This window comes from Saccharopolyspora indica, from assembly GCF_027853965.1.
Lineage (GTDB): Bacteria > Actinomycetota > Actinomycetes > Mycobacteriales > Pseudonocardiaceae > Saccharopolyspora > Saccharopolyspora indica.
Genome location: NZ_JAQGLB010000009.1, coordinates 109700 through 131988 on the forward strand (window position 1 = coordinate 109700; position 22289 = coordinate 131988).

At 70.6% G+C, this 22289-nt stretch carries 21 protein-coding genes and 2 tRNA genes; 13 read left to right on the plus strand and 10 right to left on the minus strand.

Features of this window, described 5'->3' with window-relative positions; all coding sequences use genetic code 11:
* The first annotated feature begins 5 nt into the window (after positions 1-5).
* Positions 6-815, plus strand: a complete 810-nt coding sequence (locus OU416_RS20670; RefSeq protein ID WP_270928646.1) for an Fpg/Nei family DNA glycosylase — start codon at positions 6-8, stop codon at positions 813-815.
* 123 nt (positions 816-938) lie between these two features.
* Here the strand turns inward: OU416_RS20670 and OU416_RS20675 are convergent, their stop codons facing one another.
* The 5 genes from OU416_RS20675 to OU416_RS20695 form a co-directional block, all read right to left on the minus strand.
* The gene (locus OU416_RS20675) at positions 939-1670 is read right to left on the minus strand and encodes a hypothetical protein (protein ID WP_270928647.1); all 732 of its coding nucleotides are present in this window, start codon (positions 1668-1670) and stop codon (positions 939-941) included.
* A 69-nt stretch (positions 1671-1739) separates the two neighbouring features.
* Complete coding sequence (locus OU416_RS20680; RefSeq protein ID WP_270928648.1) at positions 1740-2960, minus strand: GNAT family N-acetyltransferase; 1221 nt, start codon at positions 2958-2960, stop codon at positions 1740-1742.
* Positions 2961-3041: 81 nt separating this feature from the next.
* Entirely contained in the window at positions 3042-3668 is a 627-nt protein-coding gene (locus tag OU416_RS20685) for a 2'-5' RNA ligase family protein (protein WP_270928832.1), read from the minus strand.
* A 55-nt stretch (positions 3669-3723) separates the two neighbouring features.
* Positions 3724-5178, minus strand: coding sequence for an MDR family MFS transporter (locus OU416_RS20690; RefSeq protein WP_270928649.1), 1455 nt, complete (start codon positions 5176-5178; stop codon positions 3724-3726).
* A gap of 611 nt (positions 5179-5789) precedes the next feature.
* Positions 5790-5860: transfer RNA gene (locus OU416_RS20695), tRNA-Gly, on the minus strand.
* Between the two features lie 115 nt (positions 5861-5975).
* On the opposite strand from OU416_RS20695, the gene OU416_RS20700 reads away from it, so the two are divergent.
* Both OU416_RS20700 and OU416_RS20705 read left to right on the plus strand, forming a co-directional pair.
* Positions 5976-6049: transfer RNA gene (locus OU416_RS20700), tRNA-Pro, on the plus strand.
* A 145-nt stretch (positions 6050-6194) separates the two neighbouring features.
* Positions 6195-6386, plus strand: a complete 192-nt coding sequence (locus tag OU416_RS20705) for a hypothetical protein (protein WP_143121633.1) — start codon at positions 6195-6197, stop codon at positions 6384-6386.
* On the opposite strand, the gene OU416_RS20710 is transcribed toward OU416_RS20705, so the two are convergent.
* Positions 6334-7275 (minus strand): sucrase ferredoxin, encoded by a 942-nt coding sequence (locus tag OU416_RS20710; RefSeq protein WP_270928650.1) that lies wholly within the window; start codon positions 7273-7275, stop codon positions 6334-6336. The genes OU416_RS20705 and OU416_RS20710 overlap by 53 nt on opposite strands.
* 199 nt (positions 7276-7474) lie before the next feature.
* Here OU416_RS20710 and tig point away from each other — a divergent pair, with 199 nt between their 5' ends.
* From tig to OU416_RS20735, 5 genes are all read left to right on the plus strand, one after another.
* Positions 7475-8833 (plus strand): trigger factor, encoded by a 1359-nt coding sequence (tig, locus tag OU416_RS20715; protein ID WP_270928651.1) that lies wholly within the window; start codon positions 7475-7477, stop codon positions 8831-8833.
* A gap of 237 nt (positions 8834-9070) precedes the next feature.
* Positions 9071-9694: an ATP-dependent Clp protease proteolytic subunit gene (locus OU416_RS20720; RefSeq protein WP_270928652.1), complete on the plus strand. Its 624-nt coding sequence runs from the start codon at positions 9071-9073 to the stop codon at positions 9692-9694.
* 40 nt (positions 9695-9734) lie between these two features.
* On the plus strand, positions 9735-10367 hold the full coding sequence (locus OU416_RS20725; protein ID WP_093152379.1) for an ATP-dependent Clp protease proteolytic subunit: 633 nt from the start codon (positions 9735-9737) through the stop codon (positions 10365-10367).
* A 408-nt stretch (positions 10368-10775) separates the two neighbouring features.
* A complete protein-coding gene (clpX, locus tag OU416_RS20730; protein ID WP_093152377.1) occupies positions 10776-12053 on the plus strand; it encodes an ATP-dependent Clp protease ATP-binding subunit ClpX in 1278 nt (425 codons plus the stop codon).
* Positions 12054-12255: 202 nt separating this feature from the next.
* A complete protein-coding gene (locus OU416_RS20735; protein ID WP_270928653.1) occupies positions 12256-12894 on the plus strand; it encodes an RBBP9/YdeN family alpha/beta hydrolase in 639 nt (212 codons plus the stop codon).
* A 4-nt stretch (positions 12895-12898) separates the two neighbouring features.
* On the opposite strand, the gene OU416_RS20740 is transcribed toward OU416_RS20735, so the two are convergent.
* Positions 12899-13777: an alpha/beta hydrolase gene (locus OU416_RS20740; protein ID WP_270928654.1), complete on the minus strand. Its 879-nt coding sequence runs from the start codon at positions 13775-13777 to the stop codon at positions 12899-12901.
* 62 nt (positions 13778-13839) lie between these two features.
* Complete coding sequence (fdhD, locus tag OU416_RS20745) at positions 13840-14679, minus strand: formate dehydrogenase accessory sulfurtransferase FdhD (RefSeq protein ID WP_270928655.1); 840 nt, start codon at positions 14677-14679, stop codon at positions 13840-13842.
* 107 nt (positions 14680-14786) lie between these two features.
* Between fdhD and OU416_RS20750 the strand changes: the two genes are divergently transcribed.
* Together OU416_RS20750 and OU416_RS40370 are read left to right on the plus strand one after the other, a co-directional pair.
* On the plus strand, positions 14787-16115 hold the full coding sequence (locus OU416_RS20750) for an OFA family MFS transporter (protein ID WP_270928656.1): 1329 nt from the start codon (positions 14787-14789) through the stop codon (positions 16113-16115).
* Positions 16112-16219, plus strand: a complete 108-nt coding sequence (locus OU416_RS40370) for an MFS transporter small subunit (protein WP_444420556.1) — start codon at positions 16112-16114, stop codon at positions 16217-16219. Before OU416_RS20750 ends, OU416_RS40370 begins: the two co-directional genes overlap by 4 nt.
* Positions 16220-16229: 10 nt before the next feature.
* On the opposite strand, the gene OU416_RS20755 is transcribed toward OU416_RS40370, so the two are convergent.
* Positions 16230-17141, minus strand: coding sequence for a LysR family transcriptional regulator (locus OU416_RS20755; RefSeq protein ID WP_270928657.1), 912 nt, complete (start codon positions 17139-17141; stop codon positions 16230-16232).
* 218 nt (positions 17142-17359) lie between these two features.
* Between OU416_RS20755 and OU416_RS20760 the strand changes: the two genes are divergently transcribed.
* The 3 genes from OU416_RS20760 to OU416_RS20770 all read left to right on the plus strand — a co-directional run bounded on the left by OU416_RS20760 (position 17360) and on the right by OU416_RS20770 (position 19891).
* The gene (locus OU416_RS20760; protein ID WP_270928658.1) at positions 17360-18391 is read left to right on the plus strand and encodes an SDR family oxidoreductase; all 1032 of its coding nucleotides are present in this window, start codon (positions 17360-17362) and stop codon (positions 18389-18391) included.
* Positions 18392-18402: 11 nt separating this feature from the next.
* The gene (locus OU416_RS20765; RefSeq protein WP_270928659.1) at positions 18403-19188 is read left to right on the plus strand and encodes an SDR family NAD(P)-dependent oxidoreductase; all 786 of its coding nucleotides are present in this window, start codon (positions 18403-18405) and stop codon (positions 19186-19188) included.
* Positions 19189-19276: 88 nt separating this feature from the next.
* Positions 19277-19891, plus strand: a complete 615-nt coding sequence (locus OU416_RS20770; RefSeq protein ID WP_270928660.1) for a YwqG family protein — start codon at positions 19277-19279, stop codon at positions 19889-19891.
* A gap of 62 nt (positions 19892-19953) precedes the next feature.
* Here the strand turns inward: OU416_RS20770 and OU416_RS20775 are convergent, their stop codons facing one another.
* Positions 19954-22248: an FdhF/YdeP family oxidoreductase gene (locus OU416_RS20775; protein WP_270928661.1), complete on the minus strand. Its 2295-nt coding sequence runs from the start codon at positions 22246-22248 to the stop codon at positions 19954-19956.
* Between the last annotated feature and the right edge of the window lie 41 nt (positions 22249-22289).

Here is a 22289-nt window from a genome sequence, read left to right on the forward strand (position 1 = left end):
CTGACATGCCCGAAGGCCACACCCTGCACCGGCTCGCCGGGGTGCACGACGAGCTGTTCGCGGGCACCCGAGTCCGGGTGGGCAGCCCGCAGGGGCGCTTCGCCACCAGCGCTTCGCTGCTCGACGGCTCGGTGCTGGAGCGCGCCGAGGCGCACGGCAAGCACCTGTTCCACCACTACGGCCCGGACCGGATCGTCCACGTCCACCTCGGGCTCTACGGCACCTTCAGCGAATCCGAGCTCCCGGTGCTGGAGCCGCGCGGCCAGGTGCGGATGCGGATCATCGGCGAGACGCACTGGACGGATCTGCGGGGCCCGACGGCCTGCGAACTGCTGACCGGCGACGAGGTCGAGGTCTTGCGGGCGCGGCTGGGCCCGGACCCGCTGCGCGCCGACGCCGACCCGGAGCGGGCCTGGACGCGGATCTCCCGCTCCCGCACGAGCATCGCGGCGCTGCTGCTGGACCAGAAGGTGCTGGCCGGGGTCGGCAACGTCTACCGGGCGGAAGTGCTGTTCCGCCACGGCATCCCGCCCTACACGCCAGGACGTGCGCTCACCCGCGAGCAGTGGGAGCTGATCTGGGCGGACCTGGTCGAGCTGATGACCGACGGCGTCCGGGTGGGGCGCATCGACACGGTGCGACCGGAGCACATGCCCGAGGCCACCGGCCGCGCCCCGCGCCAGGACCGGCACGGCGGTGAGGTCTACGTCTACCGCCGAGCGGCGATGCCCTGCCTGATCTGCGGCACCCCGGTCGCCACCGCGGACCTCTCCGGCCGCAAGCTCTACTGGTGCCCCACCTGCCAGCCGGGCTGACCCGACGCGCTGCCGGTGCGTCGTCCGCCCGACGCGCCGACGGCGGTGGACACCGGGCCCGTCCGGTGGAGTCCTTCCGCGATTTCCATTGAAATCAGACGTCTTATTTCCATTGAAATCCCGTCAGAAGCCGAAGTCCCCGAAGTCGCCGCCGGTGTCGGCTCCCGGGTCGCCCAGGTCCGCGCCCGGGTCGTCGGCGGCCATGCCGTCCTGGTAGCCCTCCGCGTACGCCGCTTCCGCAGGGACTCCCGACATCCCGCTGAACAGGGCGCTCATCAGCACGAACGAGCCCACGCCCCAGGCTCCCGCGACCAGGGCCGGCTTCCACCACGGCTCGCTGTACCAGCCCTGCGGCACCGGGCGGCCCGCCACCGTGCCGCCGGGGTAGAAGTGCGGCGTCTGCTCGCTCGGGTTCGGCGAGGCCACCTGCTGGCGGCCCTCCACCTCGACCTCGCGGACCTCGGTGACCTTGCCCGCGCCGCGCTGACCGGACAGGTCGGGCAGCTCGGGGCCGGGGTCCATGTCCATGGCGATCCGCGCCGCCCGCGCGTAGTAGAGCCCTTCCAGCGCGGATTGGCTGGTCAGCCGGGCCTGCTGCTCGGTGGTGGCCTGCTCCAGCTGGGAGACGGCGGCGCCGTGCCGCTCCGCGGCGTCGGCCAGCGCCTGCTTGGCGGCCTCGTTGGTGCCGATCAGGTTGAGCACCTGGCCACCCAGCCGCTCGACCCAGCGGCGCGCTTCGGCCTGCGCGTCCGCCAGCTGCTTCTGCTGGTGCTCCACGGCCTTCTTGCGGGACCACCAGATGGCGGCGCCGATCACCACGAGCGCGACGACGATGATGAGGACGGCGGTGTTCACCGGAGGACCTCCCGAAACCGGACGAATCCGTCCACGTCGACAGTACCTGGACTTCACGCGAACGGGTGATCAGAAGCCTTCCTGGCAGTGCGGTGCGCAGTCGGTCGCGAACGCCCGGGACGTCGCGACCAGCGTCCCCGGTTCGTGCTCGACGACCCGTCCGGAGCGCGCCAGCGCGGCCAGCGTGCTGCCGCCCAGGTACGCGGCCGCGAGATCGGTGATGTCCAGCGAGACGTGCCCGGCGTCTTCGGTCCGGGTCGCGGTGGCGGATCCCGAAGCGTCGGCGCGCAACCGCCAACGGCCTTCGTTCCACGGGCAGAAGCGGTCGGTGACGTCGAGGACCACGTCGAGCGGGGCGGCGTAGCGGCGGGTCATCAGCGCCCGGTCCAGGTCGACCAGCCGCACCCACAGCGCGTCGAGCACCCGGCGGTCGACGGCGCGCGGGTTGGCGAGCATGCCCAGCACCGGCTCGTCGAGCGCAGCCTTGCGCCAGTGCACCTCGGCCACCAGGTCGAAGTCCAGCAGGTACCGCCACAGCGCGGCGTAGGCCTGCGGAGTCGTGGCCACCAGCTCCGCGATGTGCAGCTGGTAGGCGGGGCCGCGCGGAGTCCACTCCCGCTTGGCCCGGTAGATCGCGTACCCGTCGGGATGCACCGCGAACCGGGGCGCGCCGAGATCGCTGCGCACGGTGGGCCAGTCCAGCACGCGGGCCTCCCACGAGCCGTCGCTGCGCGACAGCCAGCCGATGCGGTCCGCCGCGACCGCGGAATAGCGGGCCCGCGCGATCTCGACCCCCTGCTCCCGGTCGACCTCGCGGATCCGCCGGTCGTCGACCTCCACGGTGGGCAGGAAGGCTGCGCCGCGCGGCACCACCAGGTGGCTCTCGTAGCTGGCGATGCCGTACCCGAACCGGCCGTAGATCCCGGCTTCCGACGCGAACAGCGCCGCGATCGGCGTGCCGTTCCCGTGCAGCGCGTCCAGCTGGGCCCGCATCAGCGCGGTCAGCACGCCGCGCCGCCGGTTCCCCGGCGCCACGCCCACGGCGGTCACCGCCGCGAGCGGGCACTGCGCCGGGCCCGGCACGGTGATCTCCTGCTCGATCCGCCCGGTCCCGCCGATCATCACGTCGCCGTCGAACACGCCGTGCGCGCGTTCGAGCCGGAACGTGGGGCCGTACAACCCGCCCGCGGCTGCGGACCTCAGCGAGTCGTTGAGGAACGCGTCGGAGAAGACGCCGAAGAACGCTTCGGACTCATCGGCCCGGAGGCCGCGCGCGGAGAGCTCACCCATGCCGCCTTGATACCGACCGAGTCAAGGCCGAGCGAGCCAGGTGGTGGTCAATTTCGTACGAAATTGACGCGGGCCCCGTGGTCAGGAGCCGAGGGGGACTTCGGTGACCTTCTCCCACTCCGAGCACGAGTGGTCGCGGTTGAGCTTCACCAGCGACAGCGTCGGGAGCTTGGCCGTGGTCGGCTCCACCTGGGTGCCGCTGAGCGTGGCCACGGCGAAGATCGCCGGGCCGTCGGTGGTGGAGTGGGCGAGGCTGACGTGCTTGTCGACGTCCTCGGGCTCCGGCGGCACGGCCGCTTCGCCGAGCACGTCCGCCAGCGCCTCGCGCACCGCGGTCCGCAGCTCGATGATCGTCGACTGCGGTTCGGCGGGCAGCGACAGCGATTCCGGCTGCACCACGGCGTGGTGGAAGGCCAGGGTGAGCGGCAGCACCGCTTCGAGCCGCTTGCGGGTGGCCGCGACCAGCGGTTCGATCCGCGCCTCGTCGATCTCGTCGGTGAAGCCGATCTCCTGGACCAGGATGTGCATCCACTCCAGCGGGACCAGGTCGAAACCGGGCAGATCGCGCAGCGCGTACTGGTAGTCGTTGACCAGCTTGCGCAGCCCGGGCTGGTCGGAGAGCGGCAGCAACCAGGCGTAGCCGGTGCGCCCGGCGCGCCAGCCCGGGCGCCAGCGGGCGTGGTTGCGGACCTGGTCGACGTGCGGCATATCGGTCACCCCTCACATACTGCCCGGAGCTTTCCGGTGGCGGGGTGCGCTTGACCTATCTCACGGTCTCGGCCGGTTCGCGGTCGCCCCGCCCGCTCGGGCGGTCGAGGCTGGCCGCGGCGTCGGCGTCGCGCACTCGCAGCGCCAGCAGGATACCCAGCACCGCGAACGCCACCGAGACCAGGAACGCTCCGTGGTAAGCCCCGAGCTGGACCTCGGCCAACGGAGTTCCGGGGTCCATTGTGGACGTACCGTGCTCGGTGAGCACCACCAGCACGGTGGCCACGACGGCGGTGCCGAGCGCGGTGGCGACCTGCCTGCTGACGTTGAACAGCGAGCTGGCCTGCCCCATCTTCGGGCCGGAGACGCCCGCGAAGGTGGCGGTCTGCAGCGGGGTCATCAGCAGGCCCATGGCCGCGCCCTGCACCACGAGCAGCGCGACCAGGAAGCCCAGCGAGGTGGTCAGGCCCTGCAGCTGCAGCCCGGCGCAGATCGCCGCCTGCACCGCGAACCCGGCCAGGATCAGCCGCTTCGGGCCGATCCGGCCGTAGACCCGGCTGACCACCTGGGTGGTCAGCAGCATGACCACCGCCTGCGGCATGAGCACCAGCCCGGTCCCCATCGGCGAGACCCCGCGCAGGTTCTGCAGGTAGAGCGGCAGCAGGAAGAGGACGCCGAACATCGACCCGGTCTGGCACAGCAGCAGCAGGTTGCCGGTGCCGAACATCCGGTCGGCCAGCAGCCGCAGGTCCAGCATCGGGTGGCGGACGGTCAGCTCCCGCCAGATCAGCCCGGCGATGAGCAGTCCGGCGACGAGCAGGCTCACCCACACCTGGGCGGTGCCCCAGCCGAGCTGCGCGCCCTGTTCGAGGCCGTAGAGCAGGGAGGCCAGTCCGATGCCGGCGAGCAGGAAGCCGGGCAGGTCGAAGCGCCCGGGGTCGGTGCGCTCCTCCTCGCGGAGGTACAGCACGGCGCACAGCAGTGCGAGCGCCCCGACGGGCACGTTGATGAAGAAGATCCAGCGCCAGTCGGCGTACTCGACGAGCACGCCGCCGAGGACCGGGCCGAGCATCGGCGCGACGGTGATCGGGATGGCCAGCACCGCCCCGGCCTTGGCCCGTTCGTTGGCGGGGAAGGCCCGGAAGAGCATGGCCTGCCCGACGGGCACGAGCATGCCGCCGCCGACGCCTTGCAGCACCCGCGCGGCGATGAGCATCCACAGCTCGGTGGACACCCCGCAGAGCACGGAGGCGAGGGTGAAGATGATCACGGCGGCCTGGAAGGTCCGCTTGCTGCCGAACCGGTCGGCGATCCAGCCGGAGGACGGGATGAACACGGCGAGGCTGATCATGTACCCGGTCAGCACCCACTGCAGCTCCCCGGGTCCGACGCCGAACTCCCGCCCGAGCGTGGCGAGCGCCACGTTCAGGATGGTGACGTCGAGGATCTGCATGATCAGCGCCAGCACGAACGTGATCCCGACGATCCACTTGTACTCGAGCCGCCGCACAGAACCCCCAAGAAGACCGAAAGAAGAACAATCCGCCCGCCCCCGAAAAGGCGAACCACCCCCAGAATGACCCAAACCCCCGACAAAACCCAACCGATTTCAGCGGTCCCACCAACCCCAGGAGATCAACAACACCCACCCCGAGCGCCGGAGCGGCGAGAGCCCACGAGGCTGGCGTGCCGGTGTGCGATCAGCTCCGAACGCGACGCCGTCACCGTGCGCTACCCGGTGATACAGGGGAGACGTGGCGAGGCGCGGTGCGGTTGAGCCCGGGGTCGAGCGGGGTTCAAAGCGGTGGGTGGTCACCCTGAGTGGTGTAGCGATTTCAATTGAAATTGGATTCGCCTCGTTCTAGACGGAACTCACGGTGACGAGGATCCAATTTCAATCGAAATCGCGAAGGTCCACCACTACGCGCTGAGGTGCGGAACCCCGTAGAAGCCCCACTCCGATCCGCTGGTGAGAAACCAGGCCGGGAACCCTCGCCAAGTCGGGGAGCCGTCCAGAAAGCAACCCCCGCCCCGTGGGGGCCTGGGGGGCTCGGCCCCCCAGATGCAATGGCGGAGGGTGAAGGTCGGTGCTTTCCACCGACACAGTCCACCCACACCCGGAGCGGGCGACGGGAATCGAACCCGCGTAGCCAGTTTGGAAGACTGGGGCTCTACCATTGAGCTACGCCCGCGTGCTGGTTTCGCTCGTTCCCCGTGGGGTTCGGCGACCTTGCGTGCCACAGCTTAGCGGGTCGCGATAGGCTCTTCGCAACGCACCCGGGGTTCTCGGGTGCGTCGCACGTCGGACGGGGTGTGGCGCAGTTTGGTAGCGCACTCGCTTTGGGTGCGAGGGGTCGTGGGTTCAAATCCCGCCACCCCGACGTCCGCGGCCGGTCGCCCGCTTCTCGCGGGCGGCCGGTTTTTTCGTCTCCCGATCGGTGATCTGGCTCGCACCCGGGCGTGACGGTTGGTAACGGTCGGGCGCGGGGTGCCGATTTCCCGTTCGTGCGCGATGGGATTCCGGAGTTGCGCGCTCACCTTCCCGCAGCGGTGGTGTGCGCGGTGCTGGGCGCCGCGTTGGTGCTGCTGGTCGTGGTGTCGTTCGTCGTTCCCGGGCCGGTCGGGGTGGCCGAGCTGGCCCCGGCCGACGGGATCGTGACGGCGGTCACCCCGACGAAGCTGAGCGCGGCGGTCGGTTCGGTGTTGAACGGTCAGTGATGGCGACCGCGGTGGTCGTGGTGGGGCGGACCGCTGCTCTGCCGCAGCTGTTGGGCCGGGGAGGGTCGAGTTCGCGGGTTCGCACGGTCACCTGCCAGCGGCGTCCGTCCTGGTGGGCGACGTCGACCACGTCGCCGGTGCCGCCGGTGACGTGCAGCGCGTCGGTGCGGTGTTCGCCGAGGTGTTCGCGGACGGCCAGTTCGGCGGCTTGGCCCGCGCGGTCCCACGTCGACCGGCCGCGGCACAGCTCGAGCGCGACTTCGCCGTCCGCGGCCGCGGACAGGATCGTCCCGACGGCTCCGGCGGTGAGGCGCCCGTAGGTGTACCCGCTGGGCAGCAGGACCGCGGCGGGGGCGAAGCGGTGGCCGCCGGTGTGCGAGGTCTCCCAGATCGCGTCGTTGCCGGCCAGGTCGCCGACCAGCTCGCGGCCGAGCAGCGCGCAGCACCGGTCGCGGCGGCCGTTGGTGCACACCAGCAGGACCGGTTCGGCGACCGGCCGCCCCCAGCCGTCGTGGTGCCCGGCGGCGATGCGCTCGAAGTCGAGGTCGAGCAGTTCGGCCGGGTCGGTGGTGGTCAGCTCGCGCAGCCAGCAGGAGCCGGGCGCGGTGCTGGCGAGCAGCACTCGGCGCGCGGTCGCCTCCGGCGTGTCGGCGTGGCGTCCCGGGCGCCGGATCAGCTGCACCCGCACGCCGTGCTCGCTCGCCTTCGCGTCCAGCGCTCGGCCCAGCTCGGGGTCGAGGTGGCTCTGGACCAGCGCGTTGCGCCCCCACGGCCCGCGCTGCTCCAGGCAGAGCCAGCCGCGCGCGGTCGCAGCGGTGCCGGTCAGCGGCTCGGCGTGCGCGGTGGACAGCGCGGCACAAGCGGCGGGATCGGGTGCGGTGTGCTGCACGATCCCACCCAAGCACGGGGCTGCTCACCGCCGCGAAACGAGTTGGCCGGACGGCCGCCGGTGCGGCTTCCCGCAACCCCGGCCCGTGGTCGCCGGTGGGAAGCAATAGACTCGGTGGTCAGCCCGGCATTGGGGGTGGTGTTGCGCCGCGCCCGCTGGCAGCGCCGGGAATCAAAGCACGTTCGCACTAGGAGACCACGTGAAGAGCACCGTCGAGCACCTGAGCCCGACGCGCGTCCGGATCAACGTCGAGGTGCCGTTCGACGAGCTCAAGCCGAACTTCGACCGCGCGTACAAGGCACTGGCCCAGCAGGTTCGCATCCCCGGCTTCCGGCCGGGCAAGGTTCCGGCGCGGGTGCTGGAGAGCCGCATCGGTCGGGGCCCCGTGCTCGACGAGGTCGTCAACGAGGCGGTTCCGGCCAAGTACCTGGAAGCGGTCAACAGCAGCGAGGTGCGCACCCTCGGTCGCCCGGACATCGAGGTGACCAAGATCGAGGACGGCGCCGAGATCGCGTTCACCGCCGAGGTCGACGTCCGCCCGGAGATCACCGTGCCCGCCTTCGGCGAGCTGTCGGTGAGCGTGGACGACGTCGAGGTCACCGAGGACGAGGTGACCGAGCAGCTGGACTCGCTGCGCGCCCGCTTCGGCACCCTCGCCGGGGTGGACCGGGCCGCGCAGGACGGCGACTTCGTCAGCATCGACCTGTCGGCCACCGTCGACGGCGAAGAGGTCGAGGACGCCCAGACCAGCGGTCTGTCCTACGAGATCGGCTCCGGCCAGCTGATCGAGGGCATCGACGAAGCGCTGATCGGCGCGAGCGAGGGCGACACCAAGACCTTCACCACCAACCTGGTGGCCGGTGAGCACGCCGGCAAGGACGCCGAGGTGACGGTCAAGCTGAACTCCGTCAAGGAGCGCCAGCTGCCCGAGGCCGACGACGAGTTCGCGCAGCTGGCCAGCGAGTTCGACACCGTCGACGAGCTGATCGCCGACCTGCGCGAGCGGCTGGGCAAGGTCAAGAAGATGCAGCAGGGCATGCAGGCCCGGGACAAGGTCCTGGACGCGCTGCTGGAGACCGTCGAGGTCCCGCTGCCGGAGAAGGTCGTCGAGTCCGAGGTCGAGGTGCGCCAGCACGACGCGGTGCACCCGTTCGACCACGACGAGAAGCGCTTCGAAGAGTGGCTTGAGCAGCAGGAGAAGACCCGCGAGCAGTTCGACGCGGAGACCCGCGAGGAGGCGGAGAAGGCGGTCCGGACCCAGCTGGTCCTGGACACCATCGCCGACGCCGAGGACGTCTCGGTCTCCGACGACGAGCTCACCCAGCGGATCATCTACCAGGCGCAGCGCTTCGGCGTGAGCCCGGACCAGTTCGTCCAGCAGGCCCAGCAGTCGGGCCAGCTCGGCGCGCTGTACGCCGACGTCCGCCGCAGCAAGGCGCTGTTCTCGGTGGTCCGCCAGGCGACGGTCACCGACGCCGCGGGCAACGAGCTGGACCTGGACGAGCTGTTCGGCCCGCAGCAGGGCGAGGAGGAGGCCGAGACCGCGAAGTCGGAGTGATCCGGGCTCGCGCTCGACAACTCGATAAACATGCTCTAAGCGAAAGTGGGCGGTACTGGGAAGCTGGTGCCGCCCACTTTCGTTAGGGTCGGTTGTAGCGGATCACCCGAGAGGGAAGCAGGGCCGTCGAAGTCGCCCGCGGACCCGCTCGGTCCACTTTGGAAGCGGATCGGGAGCGGCGCGAGTGACCGGAGTGGCCCACGTGAAAGAGCCCAATGTGGGAGAAGGCAGGGAGACGTGACGCAGCACCTGACTCCGGCGTCCGACGCGCAGGCGCCGTCCATGCGGACGGGTACCAACGGACTCTCGCTCAACGACTCGGTTTACGAGCGGCTGCTGCGGGAGCGCATCATCGTCCTCGGCTCCCAGGTCGAGGATTCGATCGCGAACCAGATCTGCTCGCAGCTGCTGCTGCTGGCGGCCGAGGACCCGGACCGCGACATCTCGCTCTACATCAACTCGCCGGGCGGCTCGGTGACGGCGGGCATGGCGATCTACGACGCCATGCAGCTGATCAAGCCGGACGTGGCCACCGTGGCGATGGGCATGGCCGCCTCGATGGGGCAGTTCCTGCTGTCCGCGGGCGCCAAGGGCAAGCGGTTCGCGCTGCCGCACGCGCGGATCATGATGCACCAGCCGTCGGCGGGTCTCGGAGGCACGGCGTCCGACATCAAGATCCAGGCCGACATGTTCATCCGGCACAAGCGGGAGATGGCCGAGCTGATCGCCGAGCAGACCGGCCAGACGGTGGACAAGATCACCGCGGACTCGGACCGGGACCGCTGGTTCAGCGCGGAGGAGGCCCGCGAGTACGGGTTCGTGGATCACGTGGCCAGCGCCGCGAACCTGCCGCGCAGCTGATCATCTCGTCCCAGACCTAGCAACTGAGGAGTCACCCGCCGTGAACCCTTACCAGTCTCTGCAGTCCCGGTACGTGCTGCCCTCGTTCGTCGAGCGCACCGCGTACGGGGTCAAGGAGTCCAACCCGTACAACAAGCTGTTCGAGGAGCGCATCGTGTTCCTCGGCGTCCAGGTCGACGACGCCTCCGCCAACGACGTGATGGCGCAGCTGCTCTTCCTGGAGTCCGACGACCCGGACCGCGAGATCCAGATGTACATCAACTCCCCCGGTGGCTCGTTCACCGCGATGATGGCCATCTACGACACGATCCAGTACGTCCGCCCGGACGTGCGCACCATCTGCCTCGGACAGGCGGCGTCGGCGGCGGCGGTGCTGCTGGCCGCGGGCACCAAGGGCAAGCGCCAGGCGCTGCCGAACTCGCGGGTGCTGATCCACCAGCCGTCGGTGGAGGGCATCTACGGCCAGGTGTCGGACCTGGAGATCCAGGCCGCCGAGGTCCAGCGGATGCGCGACCTGATGGAGTCGACGCTGGCCAAGCACACCAGCCGCTCGCAGGAGCAGGTCCGCCAGGACGTCGACCGCGACAAGATCCTGACCGCGGAGCAGTCCGTGGAGTACGGGATCATCGACGAGGTCGTGCCCTACCGCAAGCTCTCCGAGCAGAAGGCCTGACCTCGCGCTTCTCGCGCGGTGGTGCCGATGGCGGAACCTCAGCGGCCGCCTGGCCGCGGGATCCCGTTCTCACCGCGAACGGGCTGTCCCGGCCAGGCGGCCGCCCGAGGATCCGCGGCGGTTCGATTGGTGAGTCACCTCTCGTTCTCGCAGGCGGCAACGCGATCGGCTCTCGGCGAAAGCAGCTGCTGCGAGCTGCGGGAACGCGTAACCTCCCGGCCATGTGGTCGGGGCGGCGCGCCCGGGTGCGGGGTCACGACACGCCGAGCGCGCTGCTGGTCACATCACGCTCGGCCATGGCGGACACTGTGAGTCTCCCCGAACTCGGGGAACGCCAGGTACCGTCGAAGGCACATACGGTCAGGCGCGCTACCGGACGGCGCGCCGGAGGGGACGGGGTCAGCGGTCATGGCACGTATCGGTGACGGCGGCGACCTGCTGAAGTGCTCCTTCTGCGGGAAGAGCCAGAAGCAGGTGAAGAAACTCATCGCCGGCCCCGGCGTGTACATCTGCGATGAGTGCATCGATCTCTGCAACGAGATCATCGAGGAGGAGCTGGCCGAGGCCGGCGAGGTCAAGCTCGACGAGCTGCCCAAGCCCGCGGAGATCCACGAGTTCCTCGACCAGTACGTCATCGGGCAGGACCCGGCGAAGCGGAACCTGTCGGTCGCGGTCTACAACCACTACAAGCGCATCCAGGCCGGAGAGCGCCAGAGCCGTGGTGAAGAGGCCGTCGAGCTGGCCAAGTCCAACATCCTGATGCTCGGCCCGACGGGCTGCGGCAAGACCTACCTCGCGCAGACGCTGGCGAAGATGCTGAACGTGCCGTTCGCGATCGCCGACGCCACCGCGCTGACCGAGGCCGGGTACGTGGGCGAGGACGTCGAGAACATCCTGCTCAAGCTGATCCAGGCGGCCGACTACGACGTCAAGCGCGCCGAGACCGGCATCATCTACATCGACGAGGTCGACAAGATCGCCCGCAAGAGCGAGAACCCGTCGATCACCCGCGACGTCTCCGGCGAGGGCGTGCAGCAGGCGCTGCTGAAGATCCTGGAGGGCACCACGGCCAGCGTGCCCCCGCAGGGCGGCCGCAAGCACCCGCACCAGGAGTTCATCCAGATCGACACCACGAACGTGCTGTTCATCGTGGCGGGCGCGTTCGCCGGGCTGGAGAAGATCGTCGAGGAGCGGGTCGGCAAGCACAGCGTCGGCTTCGGTGCGGAGCTGCGCTCCAAGGCGCAGATCGACACCGCCGACCACTTCGCCGACGTGATGCCCGAGGACCTGATCAAGTACGGGCTGATCCCGGAGTTCATCGGCCGGCTGCCCACGGTGGCCAGCGTGACGAACCTGGACAAGCCCTCGCTGGTGCAGATCCTCACCGAGCCGCGCAACGCCCTGGTGAAGCAGTACAAGCGCTTGTTCGAGATGGACAACGTGGAGCTGGAGTTCACCAAGACCGCGCTGGAGGCGATCGCCGACCAGGCGATCCTGCGCGGCACGGGCGCCCGCGGTCTGCGCGCGATCCTCGAAGAGGTCCTGCTGCCGGTGATGTACGACATCCCGAGCCGGTCGGACGTCGCGAAGGTCGTGATCACCGAGCAGACCGTCCGGGAGAACGTGAATCCGACGATCGTGGCGCGCCAGGCGACGCGCCGCGAACGCCGCGAGAAGTCCGCGTGATGCGCCCGTTCCGCTGAACTGATGCGGAACTGGCTTCAGCACCAGCGGTTTTCGAGTTCGGCGAGCTGAAACATCCCGGCCCGCGATGCCTCTCGCATCGCGGGCCGGTTCACTCTTGAGGCCCGGCCGCGCACGCTGCGAACCCGGCCCGGTTAGATGATCCTGGGTACTGACCAGATCATCTTCCCGGGGAGCGCCTGCCATGAGCGAGATGCACGTCCTGCTGGTTCACGGGATGACCGGTTCCGGACCCTGGCACTGGCAGCAGTGGCTCGCCGGTCAGCTCCGCGAACAGGGCGTCGAGGTGGACCTGCCGTCGCTGCCCGCCCCGGACCGGCCGGTGCTGGCGGACTGGCTGCCGGTGCTGCGCGAGCGGCTGGCCGCGGTGCCGAAGGAGGCCGAGCTCGTGGTGGCCGCCCACTCCTGCGGGGTGGCGCTGTGGCTGCACCACGCGGCGACCGTCGGGGGCGGCGACAGGCGTGCGGACCGGGTGCTGCTGGTGGCCCCGCCACCGCCGGACTGGCAGCACCCGGACGCCCGGGACATCACCTCGTACCCGACGGACGCGGCGGCGCTGCGCCGCGCGGCGGGCATCACGCGGCTCGTGGTCGGCACCGGCGATCCGTACCTGTCGATGTACCGGGCGCACGCCCTGGCCGAATCGCTCCAGGTCGAGATGGACGTGATCCTCGACGGCGAGCACCTGAACACCGACGCGGGCTACGGCCCGTGGCCCGCGGTGCTGAGCTGGGCCCTCTACGGCACGGTGCCGCTCAACGACCGCTTCGACGCCGATCCCTACACCGCCGGGCAGTCCCAGGCCCGCCTCCGGCTGGCGTGAGCGCTCACCTGGTCGCCGCGGGCAGCTCGCCACCGATGAAGTTCACCAGTTCGGGCAGCGCCTTGCGGTAGTAGCGGCTGTTGTGGCCGCCGGAGGTCGTGGACGCGTAATCGGGTTCGGCCATGCGGATGAACCGGCGGGTGCCCTCGATGAAGCGGTCCTCGGTGCCGCACCACACGCCCAGCGGCAGGTTGCCGAGCGAACCGATGTGGCGCAGCGGGTCGATCTCCGCCCACTCCGCCTCGGTGGCGAAGGCCTTGCGCTTGCGCATCTCCGGCCAGCTGGTGATCAGCGCCGGGGACACCACCGCCGCCGCGGACAGCGGGTGCCCCATCTCACGCCTGCGCCGCGCGTAGAGCAGCGCGCCGAACCCGCCCATCGAGATGCCCGATGCGGCGAAGGGCCGGTGCTCCGGGCCGCCGAGGTTGCGCTCGGCCAGCCAGCGCGGCACCTCGCCGAGCAGCATCCACAGCGGATCGTCGTTCGGGCGCCGGTGCCAGTAGTTGTTCCCGCCGCCGTCCACGGCCAGGAACGCGAACGGCGGGATGCGGCCCGACGACACCGATTCCGTCAGCCAGTCCGGCAGCCCGCCCACCGACTTGCGCGCGTCGCCGAACCTGCCGTGCAGCATCAAGCAGACCGGGAGGCCTTGGCGCGGAACGCCTTTCGGGAACATCAGCACGAAGTTGATGAAGCAGTTGCGGGCGTGCGAGTAGAGCCGTTCCACGGACACGTTCGACTGGTTCGCCAGCGGCACCGGGGTGCCGGACGGCGCCGACCCGAGCCGGCCGCCCAGCCCCAGCCCGAGAGCGGCGGCGCCGGTGATGCCGGCGGCGAGGACGCTGCGGCGCGGCAGCAGGTGACGACCCTGCGAATCGCGCATGCACTTCCTCCCCCGTGGCATCTCCTGCCCTCCATCGTGCCAACGCGGCGCCGGATTTGCCGCTAACCCGCGATGTTCTTGGTCACGATGCGCTCGGCGCCGGTGTAGACGTTCATGGACCGCCCGCGCAGGAACCCGACCAGCGTGATGCCCTGCTCCGCGGCGAGGTCGACCGCCAGCGAGGACGGCGCGGAGACCGCGGCGAGCATCGGCACGCCCGCCATCGCGGCCTTCTGCACCAGTTCGAACGACGCCCGCCCGGACACCATCAGCACGCACCCGGCCAGCGGCACGCGCTGCGCCAGCAAGGCCCAGCCGAGCACCTTGTCGACGGCGTTGTGCCGCCCCACGTCCTCCCGCACCACCAGCAGCTCGCCGTCGCCGCTGAACAGCCCGGCCGCGTGCAGGCCGCCGGTCGTGTCGAAGACGCGCTGGGCGGCGCGCAACCGGTCGGGGATGCCGATGAGGGTCTCCGCGGTGACGGTGAGCGGATCGGCGGCGGGGGAGTGGCGGGTGGTCAGCCGGACGGAGTCCAGCGCGGCCTTGCCGCACACACCGCACGAGGAGGTGGTGTAGAAGTTCCGGGCCACCGAGGCGTCGGGCGGCTGCACGCCGGGGGCCAGCACGACGTCGAGCACGTTGTAGGTGTTGCGCCCGTCCGGGCCCGGGCTGTCGCAGTAGCGCGCCGTCGACAGCTGCTCGCGGTCGTGGATGACGCCCTCGGTCAGCAGGAACCCGTGGGCGAGTTCGACGTCGTGCCCGGGTGTTCGCATGGTCACCGACAGCGGCCTGCCGTCGACGCGGATCTCCATCGGCTCCTCGGCCGCGAGCACGTCCGGCCTGCTCCTGGTCCCGTCGGCGGCGATCCTCAGCACCGGTCGTCGTACCGTGACGCGTCCCATCGGCCCCTCCTCGCGCGTTCGCTCGGCGGAAGACGACCCTCGATCGGCCGCCCGCGCACAAGTATGCTCAGCGCGCCTTGATCGACAGCACTTGGCCGGGAGGCCTGATGGCCGCAGATCTGCTCTCCCCCGCCCGCATCGTCGCGCCGGAGGGCTGGAACCGCTGGCTGGTGCCGCCGGCCGCGCTGGCCGTGCACCTGGCGATCGGCCAGGTCTACGCGTGGAGCGTGTTCAAACCTCCGCTGGAGGGCGCGCTCGGCCTGAGCGGCACGCTCAGCGCGCTGCCGTTCCAGCTCGGGATCGTGATGCTCGGGCTGTCCGCGGCCCTGGGCGGGACGCTGGTGGAGCGCCGCGGACCGCGGTGGGCGATGGCCGTCGCGACCACCTGCTTCTCGCTGGGATTCCTGATCTCCGCGCTGGGCATCGCGCTCGGCCAGTACTGGCTGGTGGTGCTCGGCTACGGCTTCGTCGGCGGCATCGGGCTCGGCATCGGCTACATCTCACCGGTGTCGACGCTGATCAAGTGGTTCCCGGACCGGCCGGGCATGGCCACCGGGATCGCCATCATGGGCTTCGGCGGTGGTGCGCTGATCGCCTCGCCGTGGTCGACGCAGATGCTGGCGTCCTTCGGCGACGACCAGTCCGGCATCGCGCTGACCTTCCTGGTGCACGGCGTGGTCTACGCGGTGTTCATGTCGCTGGGCGTGCTGCTGATCCGGACGCCGCCACCGGGCTGGAACCCGGCTCCGGCGGTGCGGCCGGTGGCCCGGCCGATGATCACCACCGCGAACGTGACGGCCCGCAACGCGGTGCGCACCCCGCAGTTCTGGCTGCTGTGGGTGGTCCTGTGCTGCAACGTCACCGCAGGCATCGGCATCCTGGAGAAGGCGGCGCCGATGATCACCGGGTTCTTCGCGACCAGCGCGACGCCGGTGGCGGCGGGCGCGGCGGCCGGGTTCGTCGCACTGCTGTCGCTGACCAACATGGCGGGCCGGTTCATCTGGTCGTCCACATCGGACCTGGTGGGGCGCAAGAACATCTACCGCGTCTACCTGGGCGGCGGGGTGCTGCTGTACCTGGGCATCCTGCTGGCGGGTTCGTCCGGGATCCCGGTGTTCGTGCTGTGCGCGATGCTCATCCTGTCCTTCTACGGTGGCGGGTTCTCGACCATCCCGGCCTACCTGAAGGACCTGTTCGGCACCGCGCAGGTGGGCGCGATCCACGGTCGGCTGCTCACCGCGTGGTCGGCGGCCGGTGTGCTGGGGCCGCTGATCGTCAACGCGGTGGCCGACGCGCGCGAGGCGGCCGGTGCCACCGGCCCGGACCTCTACACGACCTCGCTGGTGATCATGATCGGGCTGCTGGTGGTCGGCTTCGCGGCCAACGAGCTGGTCCGCCCGGTCGACCCGAAGTTCCACGAACCGGAGGCGCGATGAACCGCCGAACCGTCCTGGTGGTCTCCTGGGCGTGGGTGGGCCTGCCCTTCGCCTACGGCGTGTACGAGCTGGTCCAGAAGGTCTCGCAGCTGTTCACCGGCTGATCGCAGGGCTTCAGCCGGGGGCGAGGCGGCGGCGGACGTGGTCGGGGAGGACGGCCGCTCTGCGGGCCAGGGTGTCGACGAACGCCGCCGTGAGCGGGTCGGGCCTGCTCCGGGTGTAGGCGGTCAGGGTGCGGTGGACCGGCGGGTCGGGTCGCAGCAGCTCGCCGTCGAACTGCTTCGGGATGATGTTCGCCGGTACCAGCGCCGGGCCGAGCCCGGCCGCGGCGAGCATCGGTGCCGCCGCTGTCTGCTCGGAGCGGACCGCGGCGCGGGCCTGGAACCCGGCACTGGCGCAAGCCCCGTCCAGCACCTCGGAGAGGCCGTTCTCCGGGCTGTAGTGCACCCAGCCGCGGTCGGCGAGCATCGCCAGCTCGACGCGCGTCGAGCCGACGGCCACCGGATCGTCCGGCGGCAGCACCACGACGAACTCCTCCACGCCGAGCGCGTGCACCGGACCGTCCCAATCGGACGGTGCCGGTCCGACCGCGACGTCGGCTTGCCCGGCGGCCATCGAGGCCTTGAGCTCGTCGCCGTGGCGGTGCTCGAAGAGCCGGATGCGCACGCCGCCGTGCTCCCGCCGCCACGCGCGCAGAACCGGTGGCAGCACGCCGAGGCTCGCCGAGTACACCGTGGCGAGCTGCAATTCACCGCTCTCCAGACCGGATGCCTGCCGAGCGGCTGATCGCGCCCGCTCCGCGTCGGCGAGCGCGGCTCGCGCGTGCGGCAGCATCGCGCGGCCCATCGGCGTGAGCCGGACCGCGCGGGGCAGCCGCTCCAGCAGCGGCCCGCCCGCGTCCCGCTCCAACGCGCGCACCTGGTGCGACAGCGCGGGCTGGGTGACGTGCAGCAGCTCGGCGGCCCGGGTGAACGACCCGGTGTCGACCACGGTGACCAGGTACTCGAACTGCCGCAGCGTAGCCATGAGCAGAAGTTATCACTTACAGAAACAACAAGCCTTGGACTTATCGCACCGCCTCGACGAGTGTTGTTGGCATGAGCAACCCGATGTCACAGTCCCGAGCCCCGCTCAACCGCACCTCAGGGGACCGTGATGCAAGCCAGCCACAGGAAACCGCGAAACGTGAGAGCACTCCGAAACGCGACCACCACTGTGAATCGCGGAGAGGCGGAACAGCCCTGGTGGTCGGGGCGAACGGGGTCATCGGCCGCAACCTGGTCGATCACCTCGTCACCCTCCCGGATTGGGAGGTGATCGGGGTGTCGCGGCGCGGTGGCGAGGACACCGACCGGGTCCGGTACCTCGCCGTCGACCTGCTGGACGCGCAGGACGCCCGGGAGAAGCTGAGCGGGCTGGCCGGTGTCACGCACCTCTTCTACGCGGCCTACCAGGACCGGCCGACCTGGGCCGAGCTGGTGCCGCCGAACATGGCGATGCTGACCAACGTCGTCGACGCGGTCGAAGCCGCCGCACCCGGCCTGAGCCACGTCAGCCTCATGCAGGGCTACAAGGTCTACGGCGCGCACCTCGGGCCGTTCAAGACCCCGGCGCGGGAGACCGACGCCCGCCCGATGCCGCCCGAGTTCATGGCCGCCCAGCAGGAGTTCCTGGAGCAGCGCCAGCGGGGCAAGTCGTGGACCTGGACCGCGCTGCGCCCGTCGGTGGTGGCCGGTTTCGCGCTCGGCAACCCGATGAACCTGGCGCTGGTGATCGCGGTCTACGCGGCGATCTCGAAGGAGCTCGGCCTGCCGCTGCGGTTCCCGGGCAAGCCAGGAGCGTACGACTCGCTGCTGGAGATGACCGACGCGCGCCTGCTGGCCAAGGCCACCGTCTGGGCGGCGACGGCCGAGCAGGCGCGGAACCAGGCGTTCAACATCAACAACGGCGATCTGTTCCGCTGGCGGGAGATGTGGCCGGAGATCGCGGCGCACTTCGGCCTGCCGGTGGGCGATCCGCTGCCGATGTCGCTGACCGAGGTGATGGCCGACAAGGCCGAGCTGTGGCAGCGCATGGTCGCCGAGCACGACCTGGCACCGCTGTCCTACCAAGAGGTCTCGTCCTGGGGCTTCGGCGACTTCGTCTTCTCCTGGGACTACGACATGTTCGCCGACGGCTCCAAGGCCCGCCGCTTCGGCTTCCACGAGTTCGTCGACACCGGGGAGATGTTCCGGGAGATCTTCGACGACCTGCGCACGCGCCGCATCATCCCCTGAGAGGAACCGAGATGGATCTGCAACTGACCGACAAGGTCTTCCTGGTGACCGGAGCGTCCGCCGGAATCGGCGAGGCGACGGTGCGACTGCTGGCGGCCGAAGGGGCGAAAGTCGTTGGCGTGGCGCGCAACCCGCACTCGATCTGCGAACTCGGCAGCGGGGTGAGCGCAGTCGCGGCCGACCTCACCGATCCGGACGCCGCGGAGCACGTCGTGGCGACCGCGCTCAAGCGGCACGGCCGGCTGGACGGCCTGGTGAACAACGTCGGGGGCGTGCGCTCCCGCACGGGATTCCTGGACGTGACCGACGAGGACTGGCAGCGGACCTTCGACCTGAACTTCCACTCGGCGGTCCGCACGACCCGCGCCGCACTGCCCGCGCTGCTGGCGACCGGCGAGGGCAGCCTGGTGCACGTGACCAGCGAAGCAGCGCGCCTGCCGGACTTCCCGCTGGTCGACTACGCGGCGTCGAAGACGGCGCTGCTGGCGGTGTCGAAGTCCCTGGCGGCCGAGTTCGGGCCCCGCGGCGTGCGGTCCAACGTGGTCGCGCCCGGCCCGACGAGAACCTGGCTCTGGGACGCCCCCGGCGGCTTCGCCGAGCAGCTCGCGGCCCAGTACGACCGCCCGGTGGACGAGGCGATCGACCACTTCGTCCGCGAAGTCCGCCGCCTCCCCTCGGGCCGGCTGGGCACCCCGGAGGACGTGGCCCGCGTGATCACCTACCTGCTGTCCCCGCTGGCCGCCCAGGTCACCGGAGCGGAGTGGTCGGTCGACGGCGGAGCCCTCCGCGAGCTCTGAGCGGCGAGCACCCGTTGGGTCGAAGTAGCCCTCCGCGGTCGGGCGGTCGCGCTACGGTCGGTCGCGCAACCCCAGAGTGAGGACACGGATGACCAGCAGCAGCACTCCCGACCGGCAGGACCTGGCCTTCGTGGAGGCACCGGAACCGATCACCGAACCGATCACCAAGTTCGGCGGTCAGCCGGTCTGGCTCGACGACCCGACCTGGCCGCTGTCGGCGGAGACGGGCAGGCCGATGCGGTTCATCGGCCAGATCCGGCTGCCCGGCGACGAAGTCCGCCTCGCCTACCTGTTCATGACCGAGGAGGGCGGCGACGACTGGGTCGACACGACCTACTCGCCGACCGCGGGCGAGAACGCCTGCTTCGCCCAGCCCGGCCAGCTGCCGGACTTCTACCAGGTGGCCAGCATCCGCCGGGGCCCGACCTTCGGCCCGGACCACCACGCGGAGCTGACCCCGCACGAACCCGACGAGGCGGACGACGATGACGACGACGAGGGCTTCCTCCGCAGCCGCCTGTGGGGCGAACCGAGCTGGATGCAGCAGGAGGAGTGGCCGGAGGAACCCGGCACCTGGCGCTTCGTGGCGCAGATCGACAGCGAGGAAGAACCGTTCGGCATGAACCTGGGCGACGGAGGAGTCGCCTACGCCTTCCTCGACGAGAAGACCGGCCAAGGCCGCTTCCTCTGGCAGTGCGGCTGACCATCGAGCCGTGAGTGCTTCGGGGCGCCATAGCACCCCGAAGCACTCACGGAACTGGCACCTCAGATTCGTTCCAGGCGGATGGTGATCGCCTTGGAGACCGGGGTGTTGGACTTCTCCGCCACCGAGTTCAGCGGGATCAGGGGGTTGGCCTCCGGGTAGTAGGCCGCCGCGCAGCCCCGGGCCGTCGGGTAGGCGACGATGCGGAAGCGCTCCGCTCGGCGCTCCTCCGGGCCTTCGCCGCCCGTCCACTCGGAGACCACGTCGACCAGATCTCCCGCTGCGAAGCCGAGTTCGGCGATGTCGTCCGGGTGGACCAGGACCACTCGGCGGCCGTCCTCGATGCCGCGGTAGCGGTCGGAGAGGCCGTAGATCGTGGTGTTGTACTGGTCGTGGCTGCGCAGGGTCTGCAACAGCAGGCGGCCGGCCGGGATCCTGATGGGTTCCGGGACGTTCACCGTGAAGTTCGCCTTGCCGGTCGCGGTCGGGAACGTCCGGCTGTCGCGCGGCGGGTGCGGCAGGACGAAGCCGTCCGGTTCGCGGACCTTGCGGTTGTAGTCCGCGCAGCCCGGCACCACGTTCGCGATGTGGTCGCGGATCACGTCGTAATCGCGCTCGAAGGACTCCCAGCGCACCGGGTGCTGCGGGCCGAGCAGTTCCCGGGCCAGGCGGCAGACGATCGCGACCTCCGACAGCAGGCGGTCCGAGGCCGGCTTGAGGCGGCCGCGCGAGCGGTGCACCACCGACATCGAGTCCTCGACGGTCACGAACTGCTCGCCGCCGGCCTGCACGTCGCGTTCGGTGCGGCCGAGCGTCGGCAGGATCAGCGCGGTGCGGCCCGGCGTCGCGTGCGAGCGGTTGAGCTTGGTCGACACCTGCACGGTCAGCTCGCAGTCGCGCAGGGCGCGGATGGTGGCTTCGGTGTCCGGCGTGGCCGAGACGAAGTTGCCGCCCATCCCGAGGAACGCCTTGACCCGGCCGGAGCGCATCGCGCGGATGGTGTCCACCGTGTCCAGACCGTGCTCGCGGGGCACCGGCACGCCGAACTCGTCCTCCAGCGCGGCCAGGAACTTCTCCGGCATCTTCTCCCAGATGCCCATCGTGCGGTCGCCTTGCACGTTGGAGTGGCCGCGCACCGGGCACACCCCGGCGCCGGGCTTGCCGATCATGCCGCGCAGCAGCAGGAGGTTGACCACCTCGCGGATCGTCGCCACGCCCTGCTTGTGCTGGGTGAGCCCCATCGCCCAGCAGGCCACGGTGCGCTGCGAGGACATCACCATCTCGGCGATCCGCTCGATCTGCTCCCGCGGCAGCCCGGTGGCCTCCGCGGTGGCCTCCCAGTCGACGTCGGCGGCCTGCGCGGCGAACTCCGGGAACCCGTGCGTCCAGCCGTCGACGAAGTCCTGGTCCACCGCGCCCGCCTTGAGCACCAGCGCGTTGAGCGCCTTGAACAGCGCCAGGTCGCCACCGATGCGGATCTGCGCGAACTCGTCGGCCAGCTGGGTGCCCTCGCCGACCACGCCGCGCGCGTTCTGCGGGTTCTTGAACCGCATCAGCCCGGTCTCGGGCAGCGGGTTCACCGCGATGATCCGCCCGCCGCGCTGCTTGACCTTCTCCAGCGAGGACAGCATCCGCGGGTGGTTGGTGCCCGGGTTCTGGCCCACCACCAGCACCAGGTCGGCGTGCTCCACATCGGACAGCGACACCGAACCCTTGCCGATGCCGATGGTCTCGGTCAGCGCCGAACCGGACGACTCGTGGCACATGTTCGAGCAGTCCGGCAGGTTGTTCGTGCCGAAGCTGCGCACCAGCAGCTGGTACAGGAACGCGGCCTCGTTGCTGGTGCGGCCCGAGGTGTAGAACGCGGCCTCGTCCGGCGAGCCGAGCGCGCGCAGCCGCTCCGCGATCACCTCGAACGCCTCGGACCACTCGATCGGGCGGTAGTGGGTGTCACCGTCGCGCAGGACCACCGGGTGCGTGAGCCGCCCCTGCTGGCCCAGCCAGTAGTCGGTGCGCTCGGCCAGCTCGGCCACGCTGTGCCGGGCGAAGAACTCCGGCCCGACCCGGCGGGTGGTGGCCTCCTCGGCGACCGCCTTGGCCCCGTTCTCGCAGAACTCGGCGATCTTGCGCTTGTCGCCTTCGGCCTCGCGCGGATCGGGCCACGCGCAGCCCGGGCAGTCGAAGCCCTCGCGCTGGTTGAGCAGCGGCAACGTGCGCGCGGTGCGCGTCACGCCCATCTGCTCCCAGCCGCGCTGCAGCGAGACCAGCACGCCCTTGACCCCGGCCGCGGCGCGGCCGGGCTCGCCGACTCGGAGGGCGTTCTCGTCGATGTCCTGCTCAGGGGCTCCACGCGACATGGGCCTAGCCTGCGACACCGCGCGCGGGGCGGCACGACGGG